Below are 24,088 nucleotides of genomic sequence, written 5' to 3'. Positions count from 1 at the left end.
CCGCCACTTGCAATGGCCGAGGGTTCCGTGAAAATGTCACGGGAGGCCCTCCAAAGTTAACAACTGTGAATACATATGTAATCTGTACGTCTGCTTAGATTGTGAATAAACCTGCAATTGGAGTGTGATCAATTTCACAAGCGGATCGCCTCCAAGTTGTTGATGCGTTTGAATAATTTCACCTCCACATCAACCCGCCGCCTCACGATCACCCAGTGTTTCAAGGGAGAAACGAGGCCCTTCGAGCGGCCTCGGACTGGCCCCCTGGGGCCACTTCGAAACCAAATTTACAAATTCACAGACTGTGTAATCAGGCGCCGTGAATTTCAGGGACGGCATGCGCGACCTGTCCCCCAATGGTTTCAATCACGGGCAGCGTGAAATACGGATTGATGGATTTTTCAAAATCCAATTCCATTCAAACAGGCACGGCTTCGCCATTGACCTGAATTCAATTCAAGCCAATCCCGGCCGGCTCACCTCGCCGGAATTCATTCGTTGGTCTGCCGACGCCCGGCCTCAATTCGGAGGCGAATGGGCGAACGTCTTTTTTCAAGGTGACCTTGCGTCACCCCTTCGGATGCCGCGGGCGCTGCCCGCGAAAACTCACTTGCCGTGCCGGTTGTGCGCGCGCTCCAGCGTGTAGCCCACGCCGTAGAGCGAGCGCACGCGGAATTCGCCCGCCACGATCGATGCCAGCTTCTTGCGCACGCGCGACACCAGCGCATCGAGCGACCGGCTGGCGCCCAGCTCGCCGTTGCATCGGGGCCCCTGGGGCAGTTGCTGCCGCGACACGGGCGTGTCGAGGTGGCGCACCAGCACCCGGGCGATCTCGAATTCGCTCGGCGTCATGATGGCTTCGCGGCTTGCGTACTCGACCGCGAGGCGGCTGCGCACGAGCTGGAAACCGTACAGGCCGTGCGGCTTCGCGTTCCGGCGCAGCGATTTCCTGCCACACAGGGTCGACACGCGCGCCACGACCTCTTCCGCGTTCCAGGGGCTCACCAGGAAATCATCGACGTCGAACACCGACACGCGGGGCGTTTCCAGCACGCCGCGCGACCGGGTCAGCACGACCACCGGCGCCGTGGCCGCACGGCTGGCGCCGATGCCGAACAGGATTTCCGGCAGCGCGCCCTCCATCGCCTCGCCCATCAGCAGGAAGAGCCCGACGCCGGGCATCGAGGCGGCCTCCAGCAGGTCTTCCTCGTTGACCACGCACAAGGGGCTGAAGCCGGCGTCCTTCAACCGGCCTCGCAGCCAGTCGATCTCTTCGCCGGAATCCGTCAGCACCACCACCCGACCGTTTTTCTGTTCCACCCTGTCCACCATCGCTTCCCTTTTCATCGCTCCCCGCATGCCTCTCACAATGGAGTGGAATGTATTAACGTTTATGTACAGTCGATAGGGAAAAGTGCCGATATTGACCAACGGAAACAGGTAGCCCTGTTCTTTTGTCATCGTGTGCAAACAAACTCACACTAATGGGGCGTCACCCCCTCGACACGGGCGGATGGAATCCCGGATCAGCCTTCCATTCCGCGAAGGCCGATCGCTCATCAACCCCTCTGGGAAGTGGCCTCGGACGCAGGGGCCGCCTTGCGCGCGGACAGCCTTTCGAGCAGCCCGACGAGCCAGCACATCGGGCAGCCGCGCAGCAGCAGCAAAGCGCCGATGACGGCGGGCGGCGCGATCCAGGGATGGGCGGACGACAGCAGCACCGCCAGCGCGATGAGCGCCAGGGCGCCCGCGCCGCGAAGCAGATGCCAGGTGATGGAAACAGAACACATGGTGCAGGGCTCCTTGGGAATGGACACCTGCAAGAGAGGCGGCGAAACGCCGAAACGGTTCGCGGCCTCCTCCTCACGCCCCAGTCGGCTCGAGCACGAACGCGAAGTCCAGCGTGTGGAACGGCCCGGCCTGCACGCTGCCGTCGGGCGCGCGGCCCGGGGCATGCGCGGCGAAGTCGCCGATGAGCGAGCTGCGCACGCCGAACACCGCGTCGCTGTCGAGGTACGGATCGCCCTCGCGGAAGACGTGCGTGATCAGCGTCTCGTAGCCCGGCGCCTGCACCATGAAGTGCACATGCGCGGGCCGCCACGGATGACGCCGGGTCGCGCGCAGCATCGCGCCCACCGGTCCGTCGGTGGGAATCGGATAGGCCACCGGCGCCACGCCGCGAAACCACAGCCGGCCTTGCGCGTCCGTGCGCAGCACCGCCCGCCCCTGCATGGGGCCACCGGGCCGCTGCACGTCGTAGAAGCCTTCGGCATCGGCCTCCCACACGTCGACCACCGCGTCGGCCACGGGCTCGCCGTCGCGCCCGCGCACGGTGGCCTGCACGAACAGCGGCTCGCCCACCGCGCCGGCGGCGATGTCGCTGCCCAGCGGCAGCTGCGGCGCGCCGGCCACGTGGAAGGGGCCGAACACGGTGGCCTCGGTGGCCTGCGGGCTCTTGGCGTGGTTCATCGCCACGGTGAGCATCGACAGGCCCAGGGTGTCCGACAGCAGGATGAACTCCTGGCGCTGCGCATCGCACTTCTGGCCCGTGGCGGTGAGGAAGTCGATGCCCGCGGCCCACTCGGCCTCGGTGAGCCTCACTTCGCGCGCGAAGTCGTGCAGGTGGCGCACCAGCGCCGACAGCACCTCCTTCAGCCGCGCGTCCTCGCAGCCGGCCATGCGCTCGAGCACGGCGGCGGTGATGGTGTGTTCATCGATGTTGCGCATGGGCGTCGGGCTCCAGGGGGGAAGAAGGCGCGTGCGCCGCCGCCAGGCGCCGCTGCGTCGGGAACAGGGACCAGGCCCAGCGCTGCTGCGCCCAGCCCCACAGCCCCTGCTTGAAGAAGATCGTGGCCACGATGGCCAGCAGCCCGAGGCCGAGCAGGTACCAGGTGCCGTAGTCGCTCAGGAACTTGTTCAGCGCCCAGAACACCAGCGCGCCCACCAGCGGCCCCTCGATGCGGCCGATGCCGCCGATCACGACCATGAAGATCGCGAAGGCGGTCCAGTTCGGCGCGAAGGCCGCGTCGGGGCTGATGCGCAGGTTGCCCACGAAGTACAGCGCGCCCGCCAGCCCGGCGCCGAAGGCCGCCACCACGTACACCGCGAGCTTCATGCGCGCCACCGGGATGCCCTGCGATTCGGCGGCCATCTCGTTGTCGCGGATCGCCAGCAGCGCCAGCCCGAAGCGGCTGCGCAAGAACAGGTAGACCAGCGACACCGCCGCCACCACGCAGCCCAGCGCCATCCAGTAGGTGACGCTCTCGCGCGTGGCACGCTCGATGCCGCGCAGCGCCGTGAGCGTGGTGCCCGAGCCGCCGCCCACCGCCGACACGTTGGCGAAGCTGAGCCGGAACACCTCGGCGATCACCCAGGTGCCGATGGCGAAGTAGCCGCCCGACAGCCGGAACGCCACGAAGGACACCGGCACCGCGATCAGCGCGGCGGCCAGCGCCCCGAGCGGAATCGCCACGAACGGATTCACGCCCGCGAAGTTGCCCAGCATCAGCATCACGTAGCCGCCGAAGCCGAAGAAGGCCTGCTGCCCGATGCTGACCATGCCGCCGTAGCCGGCCAGCAGGTTCCACATCATCGCGAAGATGAAGTAGCAGGCGATCTCGACGAACTCGCGCATCCAGCTGGGCTCGCCCCAGAAGGGCAGCGTGGCGGCTACCGCCACCAGCGCGGCGGCGGTCCAACCCGCGCGGCGGCTGCTGCCGGTGTCGATGGTGACGACGACGGAGGCCATGGCGCTCAGTCCAGCTGCAGTTGCACGCGCGCGGCCACCTGGCCCCAGCGCTGGTGCTCGGCGCGCAGGCGGCGCGCGGCTTCTTCGGGCGTGTTGGCCACCACCTCGAGGTCCATGGTGGCCAGCCGCTCACGCAGCTCGGGCGCGGCCAGCGCCTTCGCCACCTCGGCCTGCAGGCGCGCCACCACGGCCGGCGGCGTGGCGCGCGGCATGGCCATCATCTCGGCGAAGCTGGCGTCGTAGCCCTGGATGCCCGCCTGCGCCACGGTCGGCACCGTGGGCTGGCTGCCCAGGCGCTTGCTGCCCGACACGGCGATGGCCACCAGCTTGCCGTCGCGGATGATCGGGCCGACCGTCGGCGAGGCCAGGAAGCCGCAGGGCACCATGCCGCCCATCACGTCCTGCATGGCCGGGCTCGGGCCGCGGTAGGGCACGTGCTGCATCTGCACACCGGCGTCGGCCAACAGCATCTCCATGGCCATGTGGCCGGGCACGCCGGGGCCGCCCGAGGCGTAGCTCATGGGCTTGGCCCGGGCCGCGGCCAGCAGCTCGGGCAGGGTCTTGATGCCGGCGCCGGGAAAGCACACCAGCTCCTGGCTGAACGCGGCCAGCTGGGTCACGGGCACCAGGTCTTCCATCGGGCGGATGGCGAGCTTGCGGTACAGGTGCGAGTTGATGGTCAGCATGGTGTCGGGCCCGACCAGCACCGTGTGGCCGTCGGTGGCGCGCGCCACCTCCTGCATGCCGATGTTGCCGCCCGCCCCCGGCTTGTTGTCGACCACCACCGGCTGGCCCAGCGCCTTCTGCAGGGCCGGCTGCATCAGCCGCGACACGATGTCCCCCGGCGCACCGGCCGGGAAGGCCACCACCAGCCGCACGGGCTTGCTGGGCCAGGCGTCGGCGGCGTGGCCCGGCGCGATGGTGGCGAGCACGGCGACTGCCGCAATGCAGGCCGCGAGAGGTCGGCGGAAAGCGTTCATGGGATGTCTCCTTTTTTGAAATGGGGTGCGCGCTCGCCTACCAGGCGCCGATGAGGATGCCGGCCGCCAGCTCGCGTTCGTTCCAGCGCGCGATGTCCTCGGGCGCCACCGTGGGAAAGCGCCGCCGCTGGCGCAGCCAGTCGAACAGCAGGCCCAGCATCTGCTCGCGCACCGCGGCCAAGGCCGGGTCGCGGCCCAGGTCGACCAGCTCGTCCGGGTCGGCCTGCATGTCGAACAGCTGCGGCGGCAGGTCTTCGAAGTGCACGAACTTCCAGCGGCGCGTGCGCAGCATCGTCATGTGGCAGCGCTCGACGGGTTGGGCCAGCGGCAGGCGCACCTCGTCGCGGAAGGCGAAGCTGTTCTCGCACACCACCAGGTCCTTGCCGGCGGCGCCGGCGTGGCCGTGCAGCAGCGGGCGCAGCGACCGCCCTTCGAGCCATTCGGACGGCTGCGGCAGGCCCAGCGCATCGAGCATGGTCGGCACGAGGTCGATGCACTCGACCAGCGCATCGCTCACCGTGCCGCGGCGCGCGTCGGCCTCGGCGCGCGGATCGACCACGATCAGCGGCACCTTCACGATCGGGTCGTGGAACAGCTCTTTCTCGCCCAGCCAGTGGTCGCCCAGGTAGTCGCCGTGGTCGCTGGTGAAGACCACCAGCGTGTCGCGGTCCAGCCCCTGTTCGGCCATGAAGGCGAAGAGCCGGCCGAGCTCGTCGTCGACCTGCTTCACGAGCCCCATGTAGGTCGGCACCACGGTATTGCGCACCTCGTCGCGGCTGAAGTTGCGGCTCACGGTCTCGCGCCGGAAGCCTTCGACGACCGGGTGGGCGTCGACGCGCTCGGCCTCGCTGCGCACCACGGGCAACATGTCGTCGGGCCCGTACATCGCGTGGTACGGCGCGGGCGCCACGTAGGGCCAGTGCGGCTTGATGTACGACAGGTGCAGCACCCAGGGCGCGTCGCCGGCCTCGCGCATGAAGTCGATCGCGCGCTCGGTCGTGTAGGGCGTCTCGCTGTGCGCGCCGGCAATGTGCGCGGGCCGGTCGGCCCAGCGCATCTGCCAGCCGCTCAGGATCTCGCCGTCGGGGCCGCGCCCCGAATTGGCGAAGTCGTGCCAGGGGTTGTCGGAGTCGTAGCCCTGCGCGCGCAGCCAGTCGCAGTACGCATTGCCCGTGACCTTGAAGCCCGGCGGCCAGATGCCGTCGTCGCGCGCATAGGGCTCGAAGCCGCCTTCCATCGCGAGCCGGCCCGCGCCCTGCGTCGGGTCGATGCCCAGGCGCCGCGCGCCCTCGGTGTCGGCCTCGACGTGCGTCTTGCCGACCAGCGCGCAGCGCACGCCGTGCGGGCGCAGGTGATCGCCCAGCGTCTTCTGCCCCACCGACAGCGGCACGAAGTTCCACATCGTCCCGTGGCTGCTGACATAGCGCCCGGTGTAGGTCGACATGCGCGAGGCGCCGCAGACCGCGCCCTGCGCATAGGCATGGCTGAAGCGCACGCCGCGCGCGGCCAGCGCATCGATGTGCGGGGTCTGCAGGCGCGGGTGGCCGTAGCACGAGAGGTGGTCGGCGCGCAGCTGGTCGCACATGATGAACAGCACGTGCCTGAGCGGCGCGGGGGAGGTCTTGTCGGTCATGTCAGGGGTCGTCAGCGTGTCTTGGGGAACAGTCCCTGCGGCCGCAGCACCAGCACCGCGAGGAACACGAGATGGCCGAACCAGATGCCCCAGCCCGGATCGATGCGAAAGCCGATCTGCTGCGCGATGCCCAGGATCATGGCGCCGGCCAGCGTGCCCCAGAACGAGCCCATGCCGCCGATGATCACGGCCTCAAAGGCAAACAGCAGCAGCAGCGGGCCGTCCGACGGCGACACCGTGGTGCGCATGCCCTGCAGCGCGCCGGCGATGGCGATCAGCACGAAGGCGATGCCCGTGGCCAGCGCATACACCTGCTTGGCCTTCAGCCCCATCAGCTCGGCGATCTCGCGGTCGTCGGACACCGCGCGGAAGGTGCGGCCCAGCGGCGTGCGCGTGAACATCCACTGCATCGCGCCCGTGGCCGCCACCGCGACCGCCAGGATCACCAGCGGCAGCGCCCCCAGCGCCAGCGTGTCGCCCAGCGACACCGACGCGGTGGCCAGCGCGCCGACCTCGATGGCGCGCGGGTCGGCCGAGAACAGCTCCAGCAGCAGGTTCTGGATCACGATCGACAGGCCGAAGGTCACGACCAGCGAAGGCAGCGGGTCCTTGCCCAGCGTGCCGTTGAGCACGTGGCGCTGCAGCAGGTAGCCGAAGCCGAAGGCCAGCGGCAGCACCGCGAGCACCACCCCCCACGGCACAGATGCGCCGGTCATCGAGACGCCGGCGATCACCGCGAAGGCGCCCAGGATGATGAAGTCGCCCTGCGCCGTGTTGGTCAGCCGCATGACGCCGAACATCAGCGACTGGCCGAGCGCGAACAGCGTGTAGAGGCCGCCGAGCAGCACGCCCTGGAGCAGGGTTTCAAGCATGGGATTCCTCGATGCCGAAATAGGCCTGCGAGATCTGCTCGGGCGTGAGTTCGTCCGAGCGCCCCGTGAGCGACACGCGCCCGTCCTGGAAGCAGTACACGCGCTGCGACACCTGCCGCGCCATGCGCACGTCCTGCTCCACGATCACGACCGTCATGCCCTCCCCCGTGATGGCCGGCATGGCCGCATAGATCTCGCGGATGACGACAGGCGCCAGGCCGAGCGAGAGCTCGTCGCACAGCAGCAGCTCGGGGTTGCTCATGAGCGCGCGGCCCAGCGCCACCATCTGCTGCTGCCCGCCCGACAGCGAGGTGGCGGGCTGGCGCCGCTTCTCGGCCAGGATGGGGAACAGGCCGTACAGGCGCTGCAGGTTCCACGGCCCCGCGCGGCGCGGCGTGGCGCCCATCAGCAGGTTCTCTTCCACACTCAGGCTCGGGAACAGGCGCCGGCCTTCCGGCACCATCGCCAGGCCGCGCCGCACGATCTCGCCGGGCGGCAGGCCGCCGATGGGTTCGCCCTTGAAGCTGATTGCTTCGGACGGCGCGCGCACCAGCCCCGTGAGGCTTTTCAGAAAGGTCGACTTGCCCGCGCCGTTGGCGCCGATGACCGCCACCAGCTCGCCCGCCGACAGCGTGAAGTCGATGCCGAACAGCGCCTGCGCGTCGCCGTAGAAGGCCTGCAGGCCGTGGGTGTCGAGCAGCGCGTTCATGCCTCGATCCCCATGTACACGCGCCGCACCTCGGGGTCGTTCATCACCGCGCGCGGCGCGCCTTCCGCCAGCTGCTGCCCGAAGTTGATGACGAACAGCCGGTCGGCCATCGACAGCAGCGCATGCACGACGTGCTCGATCCAGATCATGGTCACGCCGCGCGCCTTGATGCGTTTCAGTTCCGCCACCAGCACCGCCGCCTCGGGTTCGGTGAGCCCGCCCGCGATCTCGTCGAGCAGCAGCAGGCGCGGCTTGGTCGCCAGCGCGCGCGCCAGCTCCAGCCGCTTGCGGTCGAGCAGCGTGAGCCCGCCGGCCGGCTTGTTGGCGTGCGGCGCCAGGCCGGTCTGGGCCAGCACCTCGTGCGCCGTCTCCCAGGCCTCGCGCTCGGCCTGCTGGCCGCCGAAGCAGGCGGCAGTGACGAGGTTCTCGAACACGCTCATGTGGCCGAAGGGCTGCGGCACCTGGTAGCTGCGGCCGATGCCGGCGCGGCAGCGCTGGTGCGGGCGCAGCCGCGTCACGTCGCGGCCCGCGTACTCCACGCGGCCGGCGTCGACGCGCGCGTCGCCCGAGATCAGGTTGAACAGCGTGGTCTTGCCCGCGCCGTTGGGCCCGAGGATGCCCAGCGTCTCGCCCTCGGCCACCGCCAGCGTGATGCCGTCGGTGACCTTGAGCGCCCCGTAGGACTTGCTCACGCCGTGCAAGGCCAGCAGCGTCATGGCAGCCGTCACTCAGAGCAGGCGCAGCGCGCCGCCGGTGGGAATCGCTTTCGCGGCCTCGTTGTTCACCAGCGTCAGCTCCACCTTGCGCTGCTTGCCCTTGCCCCACTGGCCGAGCACCAGCGGCGTCTTGCTGACGTTCTTGAACGGGCCCTGCCCGCTCCACTTCACGGGACCGACCACGGAGTTGATCGAGGTCGCGGCCACGGCGTCGCGCACGTCGCCGGCCTTGAGCGACTTCGATCGCGACAGCGCGTTCGCCGCCACCTCGAACAGCGCATGCGCGAAGCCGATGGGCTGCGTCCACTGCTTCTTCGTGCCAGCTTCGTAGGCCTCGGCCAGCGCCTTGGCGCTTTGCTGCGTGAGGCTGGAGCTGAACGGGTGCGACGGGCTCCACCACACCTCGGTCGAGAGGCCCTCGCCCAGCTCGCCCAGCGCCTCGATGGCGCCCGGGAACAGCAGCGCCTTGCCGAGCGTGATCACCTTGGGCTTGAAGCCCTGCTGGCGCGCCTGCGTGAGGAAGGTCTTGGCGTCGGGCGGGATGACCACGCCGGTGACGATCTCGACGTTGTCGCGCTTGAAGGCCGCGATCTGCGCGCTGAAGTCCTGCGTGCCGTTCTGGAAGCGGCCGGGGTCGGTGAGCGTGAAGCCCATCTGCGCGAGCGGCTTGGGAAAGCCCAGTTCCTTGTCGCCCCAGGCGTTGCCGTCGCCGTCGTTGGGAAACAGGCCACCGACCTTCTTGTTGGTGGCCACGGTCTTCCATCCGTTGGTGAAGGTGGCGATGACATCTTCGAGGCCCCAGAACAGGTGGTAGGTCCAGTTGAAGCCCTTGGCCGGATCGCCCTTGCGGCCGAAGAACCAGGGCTGCCACGGCACCACGCTGGAGATGCAGGGCACCTCGTTGAGTTCGCAGGCGTCGCTCACCGGGTTGGCGGTCTCGGGCGTGCCGGCCGTGAGCACCAGCGCGACCTTGTCCTTCAGGATCAGGTCGTTCGCCACCTCGCCCGCGCGGTTGGGGTTCGACTGGCTGTCCTTGAGCACGATCTGCACGGCGTACTTCTTGCCGCCCACGCTGATGCCGTCCTTGAAGGCGGCCTTCATCTGCTCGATCACCCACTTGTCGGCCTCGCCGAAGGGCGCGAGCGGCCCGGTCTGCGGCGACACGTAGCCGATCTTGAGCGTGTCGGCGGCGAACACCAGCGGCGCGGCGCCCGTGGCGGCGAGCGCGGCGGCGGCCTGCGTGAACTGTCTGCGGTTGAATGTCATGGCTGTCTCCTTCGTTGTTCGTGTGTGTCTTCGATGCCCGCGCCGTGGCCTAGCCCGGCGGCTCGCCGTCGAAGGCGCGTTGCAGCAGCGCGCGGATCGCGTCGCGCTCGGCCGGGCCGAAGGGCCGCGGGTTCCAGTACGGGTTGGCGACTGCGATGTCGGCCGCGCGGTCGAGGTCGGCGGCGCGCATGCCGATGTCCTTCAGTGCCACCGGCGCGCCGTTGTCGCGCGCCAGCGCAAAGACCGCCGCCGGTGCCGACACGCCGCCGAGCGCGCGTGCGATGCGCGCCATGGCACGCGGCGCGGCCTGTGCGTTGAACGCGAGCGCATGCGGCAGCACGACCGTGTGCACCTCGGCGTGCGGCAGGTTGAAGCTGCCGCCCAGCGTGTGGCACAGCTTGTGGTGCAGGGCCATGCCCACCGCGCCGAGCACGCCGCCGCAGAGCCAGGCGCCGTACAGCGCGTCGGAACGGGCGGCCAGGTCGTCGGGCTGCAGGCGGATGGCCGGCAGCGCGCGGGCGAGCGCGGCGATGCCCTCCTCGGCCATCAGGTCCATCACCGGGTTGCTGTCCTGCGCGTACAGGCCTTCGGCCGCGTGCGCGATGGCGTTGATGCCGCTGGTCACGCTCAGGCCCACGGGCAGCGTGCGCGACAGCTCGGGGTCGTAGATCACAGTGCGCGGCAGCACGCGCGGGTCCTTGCCGGTCTTCTTCAGCCCGTTCTCGGTGAGGCCGTAGATCGGCGTCATCTCGCTGCCCGCGTAGGTGGTGGGAATGGCGACGATCGGCAACCCGGATTCCAGCGCGATGGCCTTGCCCAGCCCCGTGGTGGAGCCGCCGCCCAGCGCCACGGCACAGTCGGCACCGAGCTGGCGCGCCAGGTCGCGGGCCTCGCGCGCCGTCTCGACGGGCACGTGCATCACGGCGCGGTCGAACAGGCCGGCCGCCTGCGCGCCCAGCGAGGCCGCCACGCGCTCGGCCTGCGGGCGCTGCTCGGGCGTGCACAGCACCAGCGCTTTCTTCGCGCCCAGCGCATCGATCTCGCGCGCCAGGTGGCGCAGCGAACCGGCGCCGAACACCACGCGCTGCGGATGGGTGGTGTGGATGAAGTCGTGCATGGCGCGCTCCTTTTCTTTCCGGTCATTCGAGGCTCAGGCGGCGCTCGCGCACCAGCCGGGCCCACTTGTCCTGCTCGGTGCGCAGCACGGCGGCGAACTGCTCGGGCGTGTTGGCGATGCCGGTCAGGCCCTGTTCGCGCAGCCGCTGCTGGAACGCGGGCTCGGTCACGACCTTGCGCACCTCGGCCTGCAGCCGGTCGACCACGGCGCGCGGCGTGCCGGCCGGGGCCAGCAGGCCGACCCAGGAGTTCACCTCGAAGCCGGGGTAGCCGCTCTCGGCCACGGTCGGCACGTCGGCATAGGCGGCCACGCGCTGCGCGCCGGTCTGGGCCAGGGCGCGCAGCCGGCCCGCGTTGACATGCGGCTGGGCCAGCACGGCCGAGAGGAACATCATCTCGACCTGCCCGCCCAGCAGGTCCTGCTGGGCCGGACCGCCGCCGCGATAAGGGATGTGCGTGACGAAGGTGCCGCTCACGGCCTTGAAGTACTCGGCCGTGAGGTGGTTGCTCGAGCCCGGCCCGACGCTGGCGTAGTTGAGGCGCCCAGGCTGCGCCTTGAGCAGGCCGACGAAGCGCACGAAGTCCTTCGCCTCGACCTTCGGGTTGACTACCAGCACCAGCGGGTTGCTCGCCACCTGTGTCACGGGCTGCAGGTCTTTCGCGATGTCGAAGCTCAGCTTCGGGTAGACCAGCGGGTAGGTCGCGTAGCTGTCGAACACCATCAGCAGCGTGTGGCCGTCGGGCGCCGCGCGGGCCACCTCGGCCCCCGCCAGCGTGCCGCCGGCGCCGCTGCGGTTGTCCACGATCACGGTCTGGCCGAGCGCGGCCTGCAGGCGCGGCTGCAACTGGCGCGCGACGGTGTCGACGATGCCGCCCGGCGGAAAGCCGACGACCAGCCGCACCGGCTTGGTCGGCCAGGCCGGCGCCTGGGCCTGCGCGGCCATGCCGCACATCAACGTGCAGGCGACCAGGGCCCGAAAAAGGATCGAGAAAGACATCGTGTGCGTCCGTCGGGTTGGGAAGAAAAAAGGAAAACGTCAGCGCACGAAGTGCGGCGGAATCTGCGCGTCGACGTTGACCCACACGCTTTTCACCTGCGTGTACTCGCGCATCGCGTCGAAGCCCATCTCGCGGCCGTAGCCGCTCTGGCCCACGCCGCCGAAGGGCGAGCCGGGGTTCACGCGCTTGTAGCTGTTGATCCAGACCATGCCGGCGTGCAGGTCGCGCGCCACCTTGTGGGCGCGCTGCAGGTCGCGGGTCCACAGGCCGCTGCCCAGGCCGTAGTCGGTGCCGTTGGCAATCTGCATCGCCTCTTCGTCGCTCTTGAAGGTGAGCACGGTGACGAAGGGGCCGAACACTTCTTCCTGCGCCACGCGGTCCTGGTACGAGCGGGCGCGCACCACGGTCGGCTGCACATAGCAGCCCTGCGCCAGGTCGCCGCCGGGCGCGCCGCCGCCCGCCAGCACCTCGCCGCCCTGCGCCTGCGCGACCTCGACATAGCTCAGCACGCGGTCGCGGTGCTGGGCGCTGGTGAGCGGGCCCATCTCGGTGGCCTCGTCGAGCGGGTTGCCCAGGCGGATCGACTGCGCGAGCGGAATGAACTGCTCGAGGAAGGCGTCGGCGATCTTCTCGTGCAGCATCAGCCGCGAGCCCGCGATGCAGGCCTGCCCCTGGTTGTGGAAGATGGCCCAGGCGCTGCCGTTCACGGCGGCCTGCAGGTTGGCGTCCTCGAACACGATGTTGGGGCCCTTGCCGCCCAGCTCGAGCTGCACCTTCTTCAGGTTGCCCGCGCTGGCCTGCACGATGCGCCGGCCGGTGGCGGTGCTGCCGGTGAAGGCGATCTTGGCGATCTCGGGATGCTCGGCGATGTACTGGCCCGCCACGCTGCCCAGGCCCGGCAGCATGTTGACCACGCCGGGCGGCAGGCCCGCCTCGGCCATCAGCTCGGCGATGCGCAGCGAACTCAGCGGCGTGATCTCGGCCGGCTTCATCACGATGCAGTTGCCGGCCGCGAGCGCGGGCGCCATCTTCCAGCTCGTGAACATCAGCGGGAAGTTCCACGGCACCACCTGGCCGACGATGCCGACCGGCTCGCGCAGCGTGTAGTTGAGAAAACCCTCCTCCACCGGAATGGTCTCGCCCTGGAACTTGTCGGCCATGCCGCCGAAGTAGCGGAAGCACGCGGCGGTGCGCGGCACGTCGAGGCGGCGCGAGTCGCGGATCGGGTGGCCGGTGTCCAGCGATTCCAGGCGGGCGAGTTCCTCGGCGTTGGCTTCGATGAGGTCCGCGAGTTTCAGCAGGATGCGACCGCGGTCGGCGGCGGCCATGCGGCTCCATTTCGGGAACGCGCGCTTGGCGGCGGCCACGGCCTTGTCGACGTCGGCCTTGCCGGCCAGCGCGACCTGGGCGATGGGCGTGTTGTCGTGCGGGTTCAGCGTGGCGAGCGTCTCGCCGGATTCGGCGTCGACGAAACGGCCGTCGATGAAAAGCTGGTGGCGGATGGAAAGAGCAGGCATGGGTTCTCCTCGCCCTCCCCGCGCGGGGAGGGCTGGATGGATGAATGGCGGGAAGAAGGAGGCGGCGGCGGGCCGGCCGGTCAGAACTCGACCGGGATCTCGGGCGACTCGCCCTTCTGGATCTCGTAGACCAGGCTGGGCGAGCCGTTCTCCCACACCAGCAGCATCGAGCGCTTGGGGCTGAAGCCCTGGTGGCGGCAGTAGGCGGGCATGGCGGCCATGTCGCCGGCCTTCATGATCACGCGGGCCATGGGCTTGCCGGTGTTCTTGTCGCCGCAGTCCCAGTGGATCTCGTCGGTCATCTGGAAGAACCACTCGACGCGGTCGTTGCCGTGGATGATCGGCAGGATGTGCTCCTCGGTCGTCGGGCACATGTAGCTGTGCTTCACCACCGAGGTGAAGCTCGGGTTCCACGTGACCTGCGAACGGCTCAAAAAGCCGAAGAGGTTGAAGGCATGCACCTCGTTCTCGAAGCCGGGCTCGGGGTGCAGCTCGGGCTGGCCCTGCGGCACGTCGGCGAAGGCGCGGTTGACGGGCGCGCCGCGCGCGTCGCTGCGCAGGTCGAGGTCGCCCTTCAGGCCCACGCAGCGCTTGGCCAACTCGCGCGCCCGGGTGATCTTGGCCGTGTTGTTGCCGCTCTTGCGGCCGTAGGGCGAGCCGGTTTCCTGCGGCGCGGCGAAGGGGTCGAAGGCCTCGTTGGTCCAGTCGTCGAGCATGGCCTCGAAGGTGGCGCGGATCTGCGCCGTGGGGAAGTTCTCGAGCAGGTCGATGCCCGCGTCCTTCATGGTGCCGTTGAAGCTGCCGGCGTACAGGTCGACCGAGTCGTAGTGGTTGATGGTGCCGAACACGTTGTCGAAATTGACCCAGCCGTAGAAGAAGCCCCAGGCCACGTCGCGCATCAGCGCACGCAGGTAGTTGCCGGCGTCCATGGTGTGGCTCATGGGACGCCCGTCGCGGGTCTTCCAGGTGATGTGGGCGAAGTACTCGTCCCGGCGGAAGCCGAAGCTGCCGAGCGAAAAATCCTTGTAGCCGAGCGTGGCATCGGGCTGCGATGCGATGACCTTGGCGAGTTCTGCGGGTGCGTTCATGGTGTGGCTCCTGGATGCGGGTTCAGTGCGTCTGGCAGATGTCGGCCCATTTCTCGATCGACAGATCGCCCTTGCAGGTCTGCAGAACGATCACGCCCGGGTCGCCGGCGACCCTGAACTGATAGGCGGTGTTCTTCGGCAGCAGGCCCTGATGGCCTCGCGAGAGCTTCATCCAGCCCATCTTCTTGCCCTGCGGCTCGCCCTTCACGCGCACAGCGCCGTTCTTCTCGGTGTCGGCCACGGTCTGGGCCGCATCGAGCTGCACGAGGTGCACTTCGACGTCGCCGTCCATCACCAGCGCGAACTCGTCATGGGCGCAGGTGAACCAGGGCGAGGTGCCTTCGGCGCGCAGCGTTTCCAGCACGTAGATCTGGTTCTGGCCGAACACGACCTTCTCGTACGGTGCGCTGATGCTGGCGATCTCGAAGCAGTTGGAGAACGCGTAGTGGCGCACGTCGTCGTCGATGGGCTCGACGTGGCCTTTCTCGAAGTGCTTGAGGGACCCGAAGCGGGTCTGGTATGCGACGGTCATGGGTGTCTCCTGAGGTGCCGGACGATGCAGCGTGGTGGCTGCGATGTGTGCACTGTAGGAAACGGGGGGCGCGAGCGGTAGGCCCGAAACGCGGGCCGCATTGTTCGGCAAATCCGTTCAATGCACAGGGTTTACCCCGGAACGGACGGCGCTCGCGTCAGGCGTCCCAGATCAGGCCCGGCGGCAGCAGGCCGCGTTCGATCATGGCGGCGTCCCACGGCGGCACCTTCGAGAACGCCTGGGTCAGGTGCTCGATGAACAGGCGCAGCTTGAAGGCATTGCGCGAGGTGCCCGCGTACACCGCGCTGAGCGAGAACGACGACAGCTGGTGCGCCGGCAGCACCACCTCCAGGTCGCCGCGCAGGATCGCCTCGCCGGCCACCAGCGTCGGCAGGCAGACGATGCCAGCGTGCTCCATGGCGTACTCGCGCAGCAGGTGGACGCTGTTGGTGAGCAGCGCCGCGCTCATGTACAGCGTGACCTGTTCACCGGCGTGATGAAAGGTCCAGCGGTCGCGCGTGGGGTAGCCCGAGTACAGGCCGAGCGTGTGCTTGTGCAGCTCGCGCGGGCTCGCGGGCCGGCCGTGTGCGCGCAGGTACTCGGGCGTGGCGCAGAACACGCGGCGCACCGGGAACAGCGGGCGCGACACCAGCTCGGTCGACGCCGCCGGAAAGATCTGCAGCGCGCAATCGACGCCCGCCTTCACCGGGTCGACCACCGCGTCGCTCACGATGAGCTCCAGGTGGATGTCCGGAAAGCTCACCTGGAAGGCGCGCAGCAGCGTCGCGAAATGCCCCAGCACGAACCCCGTGAGCGCATGCACGCGCAGCGTGCCGGTGGGCCCGTCCTTGGCGTCGCGCATCTGGTCCATGATGTCGTTGGCCCGCCCGACCAGCTCGACGCAGTCGCGCAGGAAGGCCTGCCCCACGTCGCTGAGCCGGACCACGCGCGTGCTGCGGTGGAACAGCGGCGCGCCGACGTGGTCCTCGAGCTGCTTCACGCGGCTGGTCACCACCGATTTCGACACCCGCAGCTGGCGCGCGGCCTCGGCAAAGCTCTGGGTCTGTGCGACCCGCACGAAGGTCTCTATGTTCTCGAGGCGGTCCATGGGGCATGCAATGTAGCGCTTGCGCGGCGGCGGCCGGTCGGCCGCACGGGTGTGAAGTACTGCGCAATCCCGCACGGAGATTGACCGCACCCTTCTCAATTCGCCCACAAATGTGAGCATTTCCCTGTGAGATTGTTAATACGGCAACTATTGTCCTGCCCCGAAGCACCCCGGGTGCACAAGAAATCGAAGCAGGGAGTTCCCATGACCAAATCCACGATCACCGTGATGCTCGCGCTGGCGGCATCCGTTCTCATGAGCGCCTGCGTGCACCACCACGCGCCGCCGCCGCGTGCGGAGCCCGGGCCGGCGCACAAGGGCGGCAACTTCTGCCCGCCGGGCCAGGCCAAGAAGGGCAACTGCTGATCGCCCGCCATGCTGAACCCGTTCCTGCGTGACATGACGCCCGACGAACTGCCGACCGGCACCGCGCGGCCGGCCTACATCGCCCTGCTGCCCGTGCTGGCCTATGTGCTCGTCGCCATCGCCTTCCTGAGCATGTCGGTGGTCGTGCCGAGCCTGCTCGTGGCCTGCCTGTTCGCGACCGCGGCGGCCATGTCGCTGGGCGCGGGCGTGGTGCTCGGCATGAGCATCTGGATCTTTCCGCAGCTGTCGAGCTGAGGGCCGCACGCGATGAGTACTTCCAACGCCTCCGTCTTCCGCGTCCAGAGCTGGCGCACGACCCTGCTCGCGGCCTCCGTGGTGCTGCTGATCGTGATGGCGCTGCTCATGAAGTGGCTGGTCGAGCTGCAGGTGGAAACCGCGCAGGAACGCCAGCTGCGCGAAGCCGTCGCCCGCGAGGCCGACGCCCGCTGCTTCGTGCTGCCCACGCGCCAGGAGGTCGACACCTGCCGGGCCGTCAACGCCGCGGGCCTGACGCCCTGACCGGGGCGCCGCTCACCCGAAGGTGAACGCGTAGGCCTGCGCGCCGGGGTCGAGAAACTCGATCTCGAACAGCCGCTCCTTGCCGCCGCCCGTCGACTGCCGCACCAGCTGGTACAGCTTCTGCGCATCGACCACGCCGTGGCCCTGGGCATCGGTGTCGGCGCCGTGGTCCGCCAGCGGCGGCTGGCCGTCGATCCGCACCGTGAAACGCACCGGCTTGCCGTCGGCCATCGGGCCGAGCACGAGGTGCAGGTCGCGCGCCTTGAAGCGGTAGGCGATGCGGCCATTGGCCTGGTTCAGTACGGCCCGCTCGCCCTCCACCGTCCAGTCGCCGCCCAGCGACCACTGGTTGGTGCGCAGCGATGAAATCACGGGCTCGTAGGCCTTCGCACGGTCGCGCGCGATGCCGCCGGGCGACGCAAAGCCGTGCGCGCGCGCATGGCCCAGGTAGGTTTCGCCGGACTGCGCCGGCTCGGCGCCGGGTGCGGCCTGGGTGCCCTGCCCCTGCGGCGCGACCAGCCCGTCGGCGACCCGGGCCTGCCCGGCTTCGGCCAGCAGTTGCTGGATCACCTGCTCGGCCTTGTCGTAGCGGTTCTCGCCGAACTGGTGATGGCGGATGCGCCCCTGCGCGTCGACGAAATAGAACGCGGGCCAGGCCTGGTTGTCGAAGCCGCGCCAGATCGCAAAGTCGTTGTCCAGCGCCACCGGGAACCCGATGCCCAGGTCTTTCACGGCCTTGCGCACGTTGGCCGGGTTCTTCTCGAACGCGAACTCCGGCGCGTGCACGCCGAGGACGACCAGGCCCGCATCCCTGTACTTGTCGGCCCAGGCGCGCACATAGGGCAGCGTGCGCAGGCAGTTGATGCACGAGTAGGTCCAGAAGTCGACCAGCACCACCTTGCCGCGCAAGGCCTCGGGCGTGAGCGGCGCCGAGTTGATCCAATCGGTCGCACCGGCCAGCGACGGCAGCCGGCCTTCGACGCGGAGCTCGCGCGCGGGCACCGGGGCCGGGCGGGTGTCCGCGACGCGCACGAAGCCGGTGTCTGCGCGCTGCGCCTGCGGCGCGTCTTGGCGCAGCGTGTCCACCAGCGCCTGTTCGAGCGCCGACGTGGTGCCCAGCGACAGGCGCGCGAGCCAGCCGGTGTCCAGCCCCAGCGCGATGGCGCCCACGCCCGCCAGCACCGCGGCACCGGCGAGGCGCCGCATCCCGTCGCCGGTCGGCAGCGTGCGCTTCAACGCCGACAGCAGCCGGCCACCCGACAGCAGCGCCACCGCGAGCGAGGTGCACGCGCCAGCCGCATAGGCGAGCAGCAGCAGCGAGGTGCCGACGCTGGCGCCGTTGAGCGCCGCGCCCGTCAGGATCAGCCCGAGGATCGGCCCCGCGCACGGCGCCCAGAGCAGGCCCGTGCCCACGCCCAGCCACAGCGGAGAAAACACCGAAGCCTGCCGTCCGTCGGACAAACGCAGGCCCAGCGCCACCAGCGGCCGGCTCAGGCGCTCGGCCACGCGCGGGAACAGCAGCGTCGCACCGAACAGCGCGAGCAAGGCCATGGCCGCGTAGCGCCCGTATTCGTTGAGCGTCACGATCCAGCCGCCGCCCACCGCGGCCAGCGTGGCGACCACGGCGAAGGCCAGCGCCATGCCCACGAGCATCGGCAGGCCGTGCGAGCGGAAGGGCCGGTCGGCGCGCGCGAACACGAAGGGCAGCACCGGCAGGATGCAGGGGCTCAGGATCGTGAGCACCCCGCCCAGGTAGGCGATGAAGAGGATGAGCATGGGGATGTGAAAGATGGGGGGTCGGGTTCAGCGAGCGGGCGCGGTGGCCAACGCCAGCCGCGCCTCGAGCCCGCCTTCGGGGCGGTTGTGCAGCGTGAGCTCGGCGCCCATCGCCATGGCCAGCTGGTGCGCGATGGCCAGGCCCAAGCCGGTGCCGCCGGTGCTGCGGTTGCGCGAGCTTTCGACGCGGTAGAAGGGCTTGAGCACCGCATCGAGCTCGTCGGGGGGAATGCCCGGGCCGTTGTCGAGCACGCTCACCACGAGGCGGCCGCCCTCGCCATCGGCCTGCACGCGCAGCGTCACGTCGGAGCCGAACTTGAGCGCGTTGTCGATCAGGTTCATCAGGATGCGGCGCAGCGCGTTCGGGCGGCTCACGATCGGCGCGCCGGCCCGGCCGTCGAGCCGCACCTGCTGGCCCACGTCTTCGTAGTCGGCCACCATGCTCTCGAACAGCGCGTCGGCGTCGATGCGCAGCGGCGGCTCGGTGGCGCCGTGCAGCGTGCGCGCATAGGTCACGCCTTCGCGCACCAGCGCGTTCATGGCGTCCAGGTCCTGGCGGAATTTCTCGCGGTCGTGCGTGTCGTCCATCAGGTCGGTGCGCAGGCGCATCCGCGTGATGGGCGTCTGCAGGTCGTGCGAGATGGCCGCCAGGATTTCGACGCGCTCCGCCATGTAGCCCGCGATGCGATGCTGCATGGCGTTGAAGGCGCGCGCCGCATGCGCCACTTCGGTCGGCCCCTCTTCCACCAGCGTGCGGCCCTTCAAATCAGGCCCGAGCTGGTCGGCCGCCGCGGACAGCTGCGCGAGCGGCCGCGTTACCAGCCGCACCGCGACCCAGGCGCACACGGCCAGCACCAGCAACTGGCCCGCCAGCAGCCACATCACCCAGCCCGACACCGGCATGCCCACGCGCATGGCGTGCACGACCACCGACGAGCCGTCGCCCAGCCGCACCTCGATCTGCAGGCCCTCGGGCGGCCAGGCCACCTCGCCGACCTTGACGACCGGGAACGGGCGCATCGCATCGACGATGGCCGCGGCAAACTGCTGCGAAGCCTCCGAGCCCGGCGCGCCACCCTGCGCACTGCCGCCCAGCACGAAGCGGTAGTTGCGCCGTTCCAGCCGGTCGAGCCAGCCGGCGCGCTCCGCCGCGGGGAGCCGGTCGAGGATGGCGACCGAGCTCGCGATATCACGCTCGATGCCGATCATCATCAGCTCGCGAAGCGCCATGTTCCGCTCGTAGCGGATCGCCGCGAAGGTGAGCAGCTGCGCGATCGCCAGGCCCACCACGATGATCAGCGTCACGCGGGAGAACAGCGAGCCGGGCAGCAGCCGGCGCCAGCGCGGCGCGGTACCGGTCGGATTCGCAACGGGATTCGCGGAACTGGACATGGACAGCTTCTTCGGTCAGGCGGCGTGGCGATGCGTCATCGGCGCAGCGGGCTCACACCAGGTGGATGGCAACGTCGATATTGCCTCGGGTCGCCTTGGAATAGGGGCAGGTCTGGTGCGCGGCCTCGGTGAGGGCCTGCGCCACCTCGCGGTCCAGGCCCGGCAGGCTCACGTTCAGGCGCGCCTGCAGGAAGTATTCGCCGCCCGCGGTGCCCAGGTCGACCTCGGCATCGACGGCCAGGTCGGGCGGCAGCGCGACCTTCATCTTGCCGGTCGCCTTGCCCATCGCGCCGATGAAGCAGGCCGACCAGCCGGCCGCGAACAGCTGCTCGGGGTTGGTGCCGGTGCCGGCGCTGCCGGGCGACGAGAGCTTGATGTCCAGGCGGCCATCGGAGCTGCGCGCCTCGCCGTCGCGGCCTCCCGAGGAGGTGCGGGTCTTGCCGGTGTAGAGGACTTTATCGATGCGGGTCATGAGGGCTCCTTGGTTGCAGGGTGGTTGGAAAACGCACGGATTGTTGGGCCGCCCGCCCCCTGCCGGATCGCCTTCTGTATGCCTGTGTATCTGGCCCGCACATCCACACACTACGTTTCCACGGCCACCCCCGGCGCGCCGCCGGAACGCTACATTGCGGCTGCGGCGCCGTGCCGCCAATGCCTCCCCTGCCATGACGCCCAAGACCTCCGACCACATCCTCATCGTCGACGACGACCGGGACATCCGCGAACTGCTCACCACCTACCTGGTGAAGAACGGCTTGCGCGTGGTCGCGGTGCCCACGGGGCGCCACATGCGCGCCGCGCTCGAGGCGTCGGGGCCCTTCGACCTGATCATCCTGGACCTGATGCTGCCCGGCGAGGACGGGCTCACGCTGTGCCGCGACCTGCGCACCGGCAAGTACAAGGCCACGCCCATCCTCATGCTGACCGCGCGCAGCGAGGAAGCCGACCGCATCCTGGGCCTGGAGATGGGCGCCGACGACTACCTGGCCAAGCCCTTTTCCGCGCGCGAGCTGCTGGCGCGCATCCGCGCCGTGATGCGGCGCACGCGCATGCTGCCGCCCAACATGGGCACCGTCGAGCCCTCGCAGAAGCTGGGGTTCGGCGAGTGGCAGGTCGACACGGTGGCGCGCCACCTGATCGACGACGCCGGCGTGATGGTGGCGCTGAGCGGCGCCGAGTACCGGCTGCTGCGCGTGTTCCTGGACCACCCGCAGAAGGTGCTCAGCCGCGACCAGCTGCTGAGCCTGACGCAGGGGCGCGAGGCCGAGCTTTTCGAGCGCTCCATCGACCTGCTCGTGAGCCGGCTGCGCCAGCGCCTGCGCGACGATGCGCGCGAGCCGCGCTACATCAAGACCGTGCGCAGCGAAGGCTACGTGCTCGCTTCGGCGGTCGAAGCGAGAGACTGACCGACGCCACGCTCTGGCACTGGGTCGGGTGGCGCACCTCGTGCGCCAGCCCGCCTGCGAAAAACAGCAGCGCGAACCAGAGCTTCTTGAATCCGCGAGGACGCGTCATGGGGATTTCCTTCGGGCGATGAGTGGATGACGGGCGGATTGTTGGCCGCCTTCTCACCGCGCAACGGGCATTGCGTATGCCTGTGTATCCCGGCCCGACATCGACACACCACGTTTCGTCGAAGTGCCTTCGCGCGCCTGCGTTTGAAATTTAGTGTGGCCGGAACCGGCGCGGATACAGAGGCATACACAAGCCGATCAGCAGGTGGGTTCCTCACCGAACAATCGCGCCGTCACCCCTTCGCATCCCAGGAGATTTCCATGACCGCCTCCCCCTCGCTGCCACGCCGCGCGTTCCTCGGCAAGGCCGCACTCGGCCTCGCCGCCACGCAGCTGACGTCGATCGTTCCCGCGTTTGCCCAATCCGCCGCCACGGGCAGCACCCGGCGCCTCGAACCCCTCAAGAACATCGACGCCGGCAGCCTGCGCATCGGGTATTACGAGGCCGGCCCGGCCGACGGCGCGCCGGTGATTCTTCTGCACGGCTGGCCCTACGACATCCACATGTTCGTCGACGTCGCGCCGCAGCTGGCCGCCGCGGGCTTTCGCGTGATCGTGCCGTACCTGCGCGGCTACGGCACCACCCGCTTCCTGTCGGCCGACACGCCGCGCAACGGGCAGCAGTCGGCGGTGGCCGTCGACATCATTGCGCTGATGGATGCGCTGAAGATCCCCGTCGCCACCGTGGCCGGCTGCGACTGGGGCGCGCGCACCGCGTGCATCATGGCCGCGCTGTGGCCCGAGCGCGTGAAGGCGCTGGTGTCGGTCAGCGGCTACCTCATCGGCAGCCAGGAGGCCGGCAAGGCGCCGCTGCCGCCGCAGGCCGAGCTGCAGTGGTGGTACCAGTACTACTTCGCGACCGAGCGCGGCCGCGCGGGCTACGAGAAGAACCGCCACGACTTCGCCAGACTCATCTGGCAGCTCGCCTCGCCGAAGTGGAACTTCGATGCCGCCACCTTCGAGCGCAGCGCCGTCGCCTTCGAGAACCCCGACCACGTGGCGATCACGGTGCACAACTACCGCTGGCGCCTCGGCCTGGCCGAGGGCGAGGCGAAGTACCAGGCGCTGGAGAACCGGCTCGCCCAGGCGCCGGTGATCGGCGTGCCGACCATCACGCTCGAAGGCGACGCCAACGGCGCGCCGCACCCGGAGCCCAGTGCGTATGCGAAGAAGTTCTCGGGGCGCTACGAGCACCGGCTGGTCAGCGGCGGCATCGGCCATAACCTGCCGCAGGAAGCGCCCGAGGCGTTCGCGAAGGCGGTGATCGACGTGGCGCGCGGGTAAGCCGCGCAGGCCTGCTCAGTCGGCGGTGAGCGCCTGCGCCAGCGGCTCGGCGTCGAAGCGCTCGAACCCGCAGTAGCACAGGAAGTGGCGGTTGGCCGCGCGGCCGAACAAGGTCATGCCGAGCTGGGTGGCCAGCTCGTGCCCCATCGCGGTGACGCCGTTGCGCGAGACGACGATCGGCACGCCCATGTGGGCCGACTTCATCACCATCTCGCTCGTCAGGCGACCCGTGGTGTAGAAGACCTTGTCGCCGCCGTCGACGCCATGCACCGCCATCCAGCCAGCGATGGTGTCGATGGCGTTGTGCCGTCCGACGTCTTCCGCGAACACCAGCATCTCGGTGCCGCAAAACAGCGCGCACCCGTGCACCGACCCGGCATGCCGGTGCACGCTGTTGCGCGATTTCATCTGTTCGAGGATGCGCGCCAGCGTGCCCTGCGCGATGCGCGCCGATTGCGCCGCCGGCAGCCGCACGGCGCCGATCTGCGCCATGGCGTCGCCGAAGACGGTGCCTTGTCCGCAGCCCGTGGTCACGACCCGGTGCGCGGTTTTTTCGGCGAGGTTCGCGATGCCGCGGTGGGTCTTCACGGCGGCCGCCTCCACGCTCCAGTCGACGTCGATGCTCTCGACCTCGTCGGCGCGCCGCACGAGATCCTGGTTGAGCAGGTAGCCCAGCACCAGCAGCTCGGGCGCGGCGCCCAGGGTCATCAGCGTCACGAGTTCGCGCTTGTCGACGAAGACGGTCAACGGCCGCTCCGCCGGGATGTCGATGTCGCGGCGCTCGCCGTGCTGGTCGACGATCTCGATGCGGCGCAGCAGCGGGCCGCGCGCCGGGTTCAGGCGCGGCGCACCCGCGCGCCGGGGCAGCGGGACCGCATCGAAAGCCAGCGGTGTGTCGTCTTCTGCGTCGTCTTCACGTGGGGCCATGCGGAATCCTACGCCACCGCTGCGAG

General features: G+C 69.4%; 25 protein-coding genes. 5 read left to right on the top strand and 20 right to left on the bottom strand.

The features are described from left to right. Window positions 1-606: 606 nt before the first annotated feature. From AC07OX_RS10085 to AC07OX_RS10010, 16 genes are all read right to left on the bottom strand, one after another. Window positions 607-1,461 (bottom strand): response regulator transcription factor, encoded by an 855-nt coding sequence (locus AC07OX_RS10085; protein WP_095744502.1) that lies wholly within the window; start codon window positions 1,459-1,461, stop codon window positions 607-609. Window positions 1,462-1,559: 98 nt separating this feature from the next. After that, the gene (locus AC07OX_RS10080) at window positions 1,560-1,790 is read right to left on the bottom strand and encodes a hypothetical protein (protein ID WP_354347860.1); all 231 of its coding nucleotides are present in this window, start codon (window positions 1,788-1,790) and stop codon (window positions 1,560-1,562) included. Window positions 1,791-1,863: 73 nt separating this feature from the next. Beyond that, window positions 1,864-2,727: an intradiol ring-cleavage dioxygenase gene (locus AC07OX_RS10075; protein ID WP_495260461.1), complete on the bottom strand. Its 864-nt coding sequence runs from the start codon at window positions 2,725-2,727 to the stop codon at window positions 1,864-1,866. Beyond that, window positions 2,711-3,748 carry a branched-chain amino acid ABC transporter permease gene (locus tag AC07OX_RS10070; protein WP_139703653.1) on the bottom strand — a complete coding sequence of 346 codons (1,038 nt, stop codon included), beginning with the start codon at window positions 3,746-3,748 and terminating at the stop codon, window positions 2,711-2,713. Before AC07OX_RS10070 ends, AC07OX_RS10075 begins: the two co-directional genes overlap by 17 nt. Before the next feature lie 5 nt (window positions 3,749-3,753). Beyond that, window positions 3,754-4,728, bottom strand: coding sequence for a Bug family tripartite tricarboxylate transporter substrate binding protein (locus AC07OX_RS10065; protein WP_159275145.1), 975 nt, complete (start codon window positions 4,726-4,728; stop codon window positions 3,754-3,756). Window positions 4,729-4,765: 37 nt separating this feature from the next. Then, a complete protein-coding gene (locus AC07OX_RS10060; RefSeq protein ID WP_495260462.1) occupies window positions 4,766-6,361 on the bottom strand; it encodes a sulfatase-like hydrolase/transferase in 1,596 nt (531 codons plus the stop codon). An 11-nt stretch (window positions 6,362-6,372) separates the two neighbouring features. Further along, window positions 6,373-7,233 (bottom strand): branched-chain amino acid ABC transporter permease, encoded by an 861-nt coding sequence (locus tag AC07OX_RS10055; protein ID WP_495260463.1) that lies wholly within the window; start codon window positions 7,231-7,233, stop codon window positions 6,373-6,375. Then, window positions 7,226-7,942 (bottom strand): ABC transporter ATP-binding protein, encoded by a 717-nt coding sequence (locus AC07OX_RS10050; protein WP_495260464.1) that lies wholly within the window; start codon window positions 7,940-7,942, stop codon window positions 7,226-7,228. Before AC07OX_RS10050 ends, AC07OX_RS10055 begins: the two co-directional genes overlap by 8 nt. Further along, window positions 7,939-8,658, bottom strand: a complete 720-nt coding sequence (locus AC07OX_RS10045) for an ABC transporter ATP-binding protein (protein WP_495260465.1) — start codon at window positions 8,656-8,658, stop codon at window positions 7,939-7,941. Before AC07OX_RS10045 ends, AC07OX_RS10050 begins: the two co-directional genes overlap by 4 nt. 12 nt (window positions 8,659-8,670) lie before the next feature. After that, complete coding sequence (locus AC07OX_RS10040) at window positions 8,671-9,924, bottom strand: ABC transporter substrate-binding protein (RefSeq protein WP_095744495.1); 1,254 nt, start codon at window positions 9,922-9,924, stop codon at window positions 8,671-8,673. 49 nt (window positions 9,925-9,973) lie between these two features. Further along, window positions 9,974-11,041, bottom strand: coding sequence for a maleylacetate reductase (locus tag AC07OX_RS10035; protein WP_495260466.1), 1,068 nt, complete (start codon window positions 11,039-11,041; stop codon window positions 9,974-9,976). A 22-nt stretch (window positions 11,042-11,063) separates the two neighbouring features. Beyond that, complete coding sequence (locus AC07OX_RS10030) at window positions 11,064-12,038, bottom strand: tripartite tricarboxylate transporter substrate binding protein (protein ID WP_495260467.1); 975 nt, start codon at window positions 12,036-12,038, stop codon at window positions 11,064-11,066. A gap of 39 nt (window positions 12,039-12,077) precedes the next feature. Beyond that, on the bottom strand, window positions 12,078-13,541 hold the full coding sequence (locus AC07OX_RS10025) for an aldehyde dehydrogenase family protein (protein WP_495260886.1): 1,464 nt from the start codon (window positions 13,539-13,541) through the stop codon (window positions 12,078-12,080). A 95-nt stretch (window positions 13,542-13,636) separates the two neighbouring features. Beyond that, complete coding sequence (locus tag AC07OX_RS10020) at window positions 13,637-14,644, bottom strand: hydroxyquinol 1,2-dioxygenase (RefSeq protein ID WP_070059783.1); 1,008 nt, start codon at window positions 14,642-14,644, stop codon at window positions 13,637-13,639. Window positions 14,645-14,666: 22 nt separating this feature from the next. Next, the gene (locus AC07OX_RS10015; protein ID WP_495260468.1) at window positions 14,667-15,176 is read right to left on the bottom strand and encodes a cupin domain-containing protein; all 510 of its coding nucleotides are present in this window, start codon (window positions 15,174-15,176) and stop codon (window positions 14,667-14,669) included. Window positions 15,177-15,333: 157 nt separating this feature from the next. Further along, window positions 15,334-16,284, bottom strand: a complete 951-nt coding sequence (locus AC07OX_RS10010; protein WP_062479604.1) for a LysR family transcriptional regulator — start codon at window positions 16,282-16,284, stop codon at window positions 15,334-15,336. Between the two features lie 204 nt (window positions 16,285-16,488). On the opposite strand from AC07OX_RS10010, the gene AC07OX_RS10005 reads away from it, so the two are divergent. From AC07OX_RS10005 to AC07OX_RS09995, 3 genes are read left to right on the top strand one after another with little or no spacing between them, the layout of a single operon-like run. Then, window positions 16,489-16,650 carry a hypothetical protein gene (locus AC07OX_RS10005; protein ID WP_169805078.1) on the top strand — a complete coding sequence of 54 codons (162 nt, stop codon included), beginning with the start codon at window positions 16,489-16,491 and terminating at the stop codon, window positions 16,648-16,650. 9 nt (window positions 16,651-16,659) lie between these two features. Beyond that, window positions 16,660-16,905 carry a hypothetical protein gene (locus AC07OX_RS10000; protein WP_062479607.1) on the top strand — a complete coding sequence of 82 codons (246 nt, stop codon included), beginning with the start codon at window positions 16,660-16,662 and terminating at the stop codon, window positions 16,903-16,905. A 12-nt stretch (window positions 16,906-16,917) separates the two neighbouring features. Beyond that, window positions 16,918-17,169, top strand: coding sequence for a hypothetical protein (locus AC07OX_RS09995; RefSeq protein ID WP_062479609.1), 252 nt, complete (start codon window positions 16,918-16,920; stop codon window positions 17,167-17,169). A gap of 12 nt (window positions 17,170-17,181) precedes the next feature. Here the strand turns inward: AC07OX_RS09995 and AC07OX_RS09990 are convergent, their stop codons facing one another. From AC07OX_RS09990 to AC07OX_RS09980, 3 genes are read right to left on the bottom strand one after another with little or no spacing between them, the layout of a single operon-like run. Further along, a complete protein-coding gene (locus AC07OX_RS09990; protein WP_495260469.1) occupies window positions 17,182-18,945 on the bottom strand; it encodes a cytochrome c biogenesis protein DipZ in 1,764 nt (587 codons plus the stop codon). A gap of 27 nt (window positions 18,946-18,972) precedes the next feature. Next, window positions 18,973-20,337, bottom strand: a complete 1,365-nt coding sequence (locus tag AC07OX_RS09985) for an ATP-binding protein (RefSeq protein WP_495260470.1) — start codon at window positions 20,335-20,337, stop codon at window positions 18,973-18,975. 52 nt (window positions 20,338-20,389) lie between these two features. Then, window positions 20,390-20,809 (bottom strand): organic hydroperoxide resistance protein, encoded by a 420-nt coding sequence (locus AC07OX_RS09980; protein WP_495260471.1) that lies wholly within the window; start codon window positions 20,807-20,809, stop codon window positions 20,390-20,392. 193 nt (window positions 20,810-21,002) lie between these two features. Here AC07OX_RS09980 and AC07OX_RS09975 point away from each other — a divergent pair, with 193 nt between their 5' ends. After that, on the top strand, window positions 21,003-21,743 hold the full coding sequence (locus AC07OX_RS09975; RefSeq protein ID WP_062470956.1) for a response regulator: 741 nt from the start codon (window positions 21,003-21,005) through the stop codon (window positions 21,741-21,743). A 369-nt stretch (window positions 21,744-22,112) separates the two neighbouring features. Then, window positions 22,113-23,135 (top strand): alpha/beta fold hydrolase, encoded by a 1,023-nt coding sequence (locus AC07OX_RS09970; RefSeq protein ID WP_495260472.1) that lies wholly within the window; start codon window positions 22,113-22,115, stop codon window positions 23,133-23,135. Between the two features lie 15 nt (window positions 23,136-23,150). Here AC07OX_RS09970 and AC07OX_RS09965 read toward each other — a convergent pair whose 3' ends face one another. Beyond that, the gene (locus AC07OX_RS09965; protein WP_495260473.1) at window positions 23,151-24,062 is read right to left on the bottom strand and encodes a formate dehydrogenase accessory sulfurtransferase FdhD; all 912 of its coding nucleotides are present in this window, start codon (window positions 24,060-24,062) and stop codon (window positions 23,151-23,153) included. Window positions 24,063-24,088: the final 26 nt, after the last annotated feature.

The sequence above is a fragment of the Variovorax sp. GW821-FHT09D07 genome, assembly GCF_059416345.1.
Note: the sequence above shows the minus strand (reverse complement) of the source record. Positions and strands in the feature narration are given on the sequence as shown.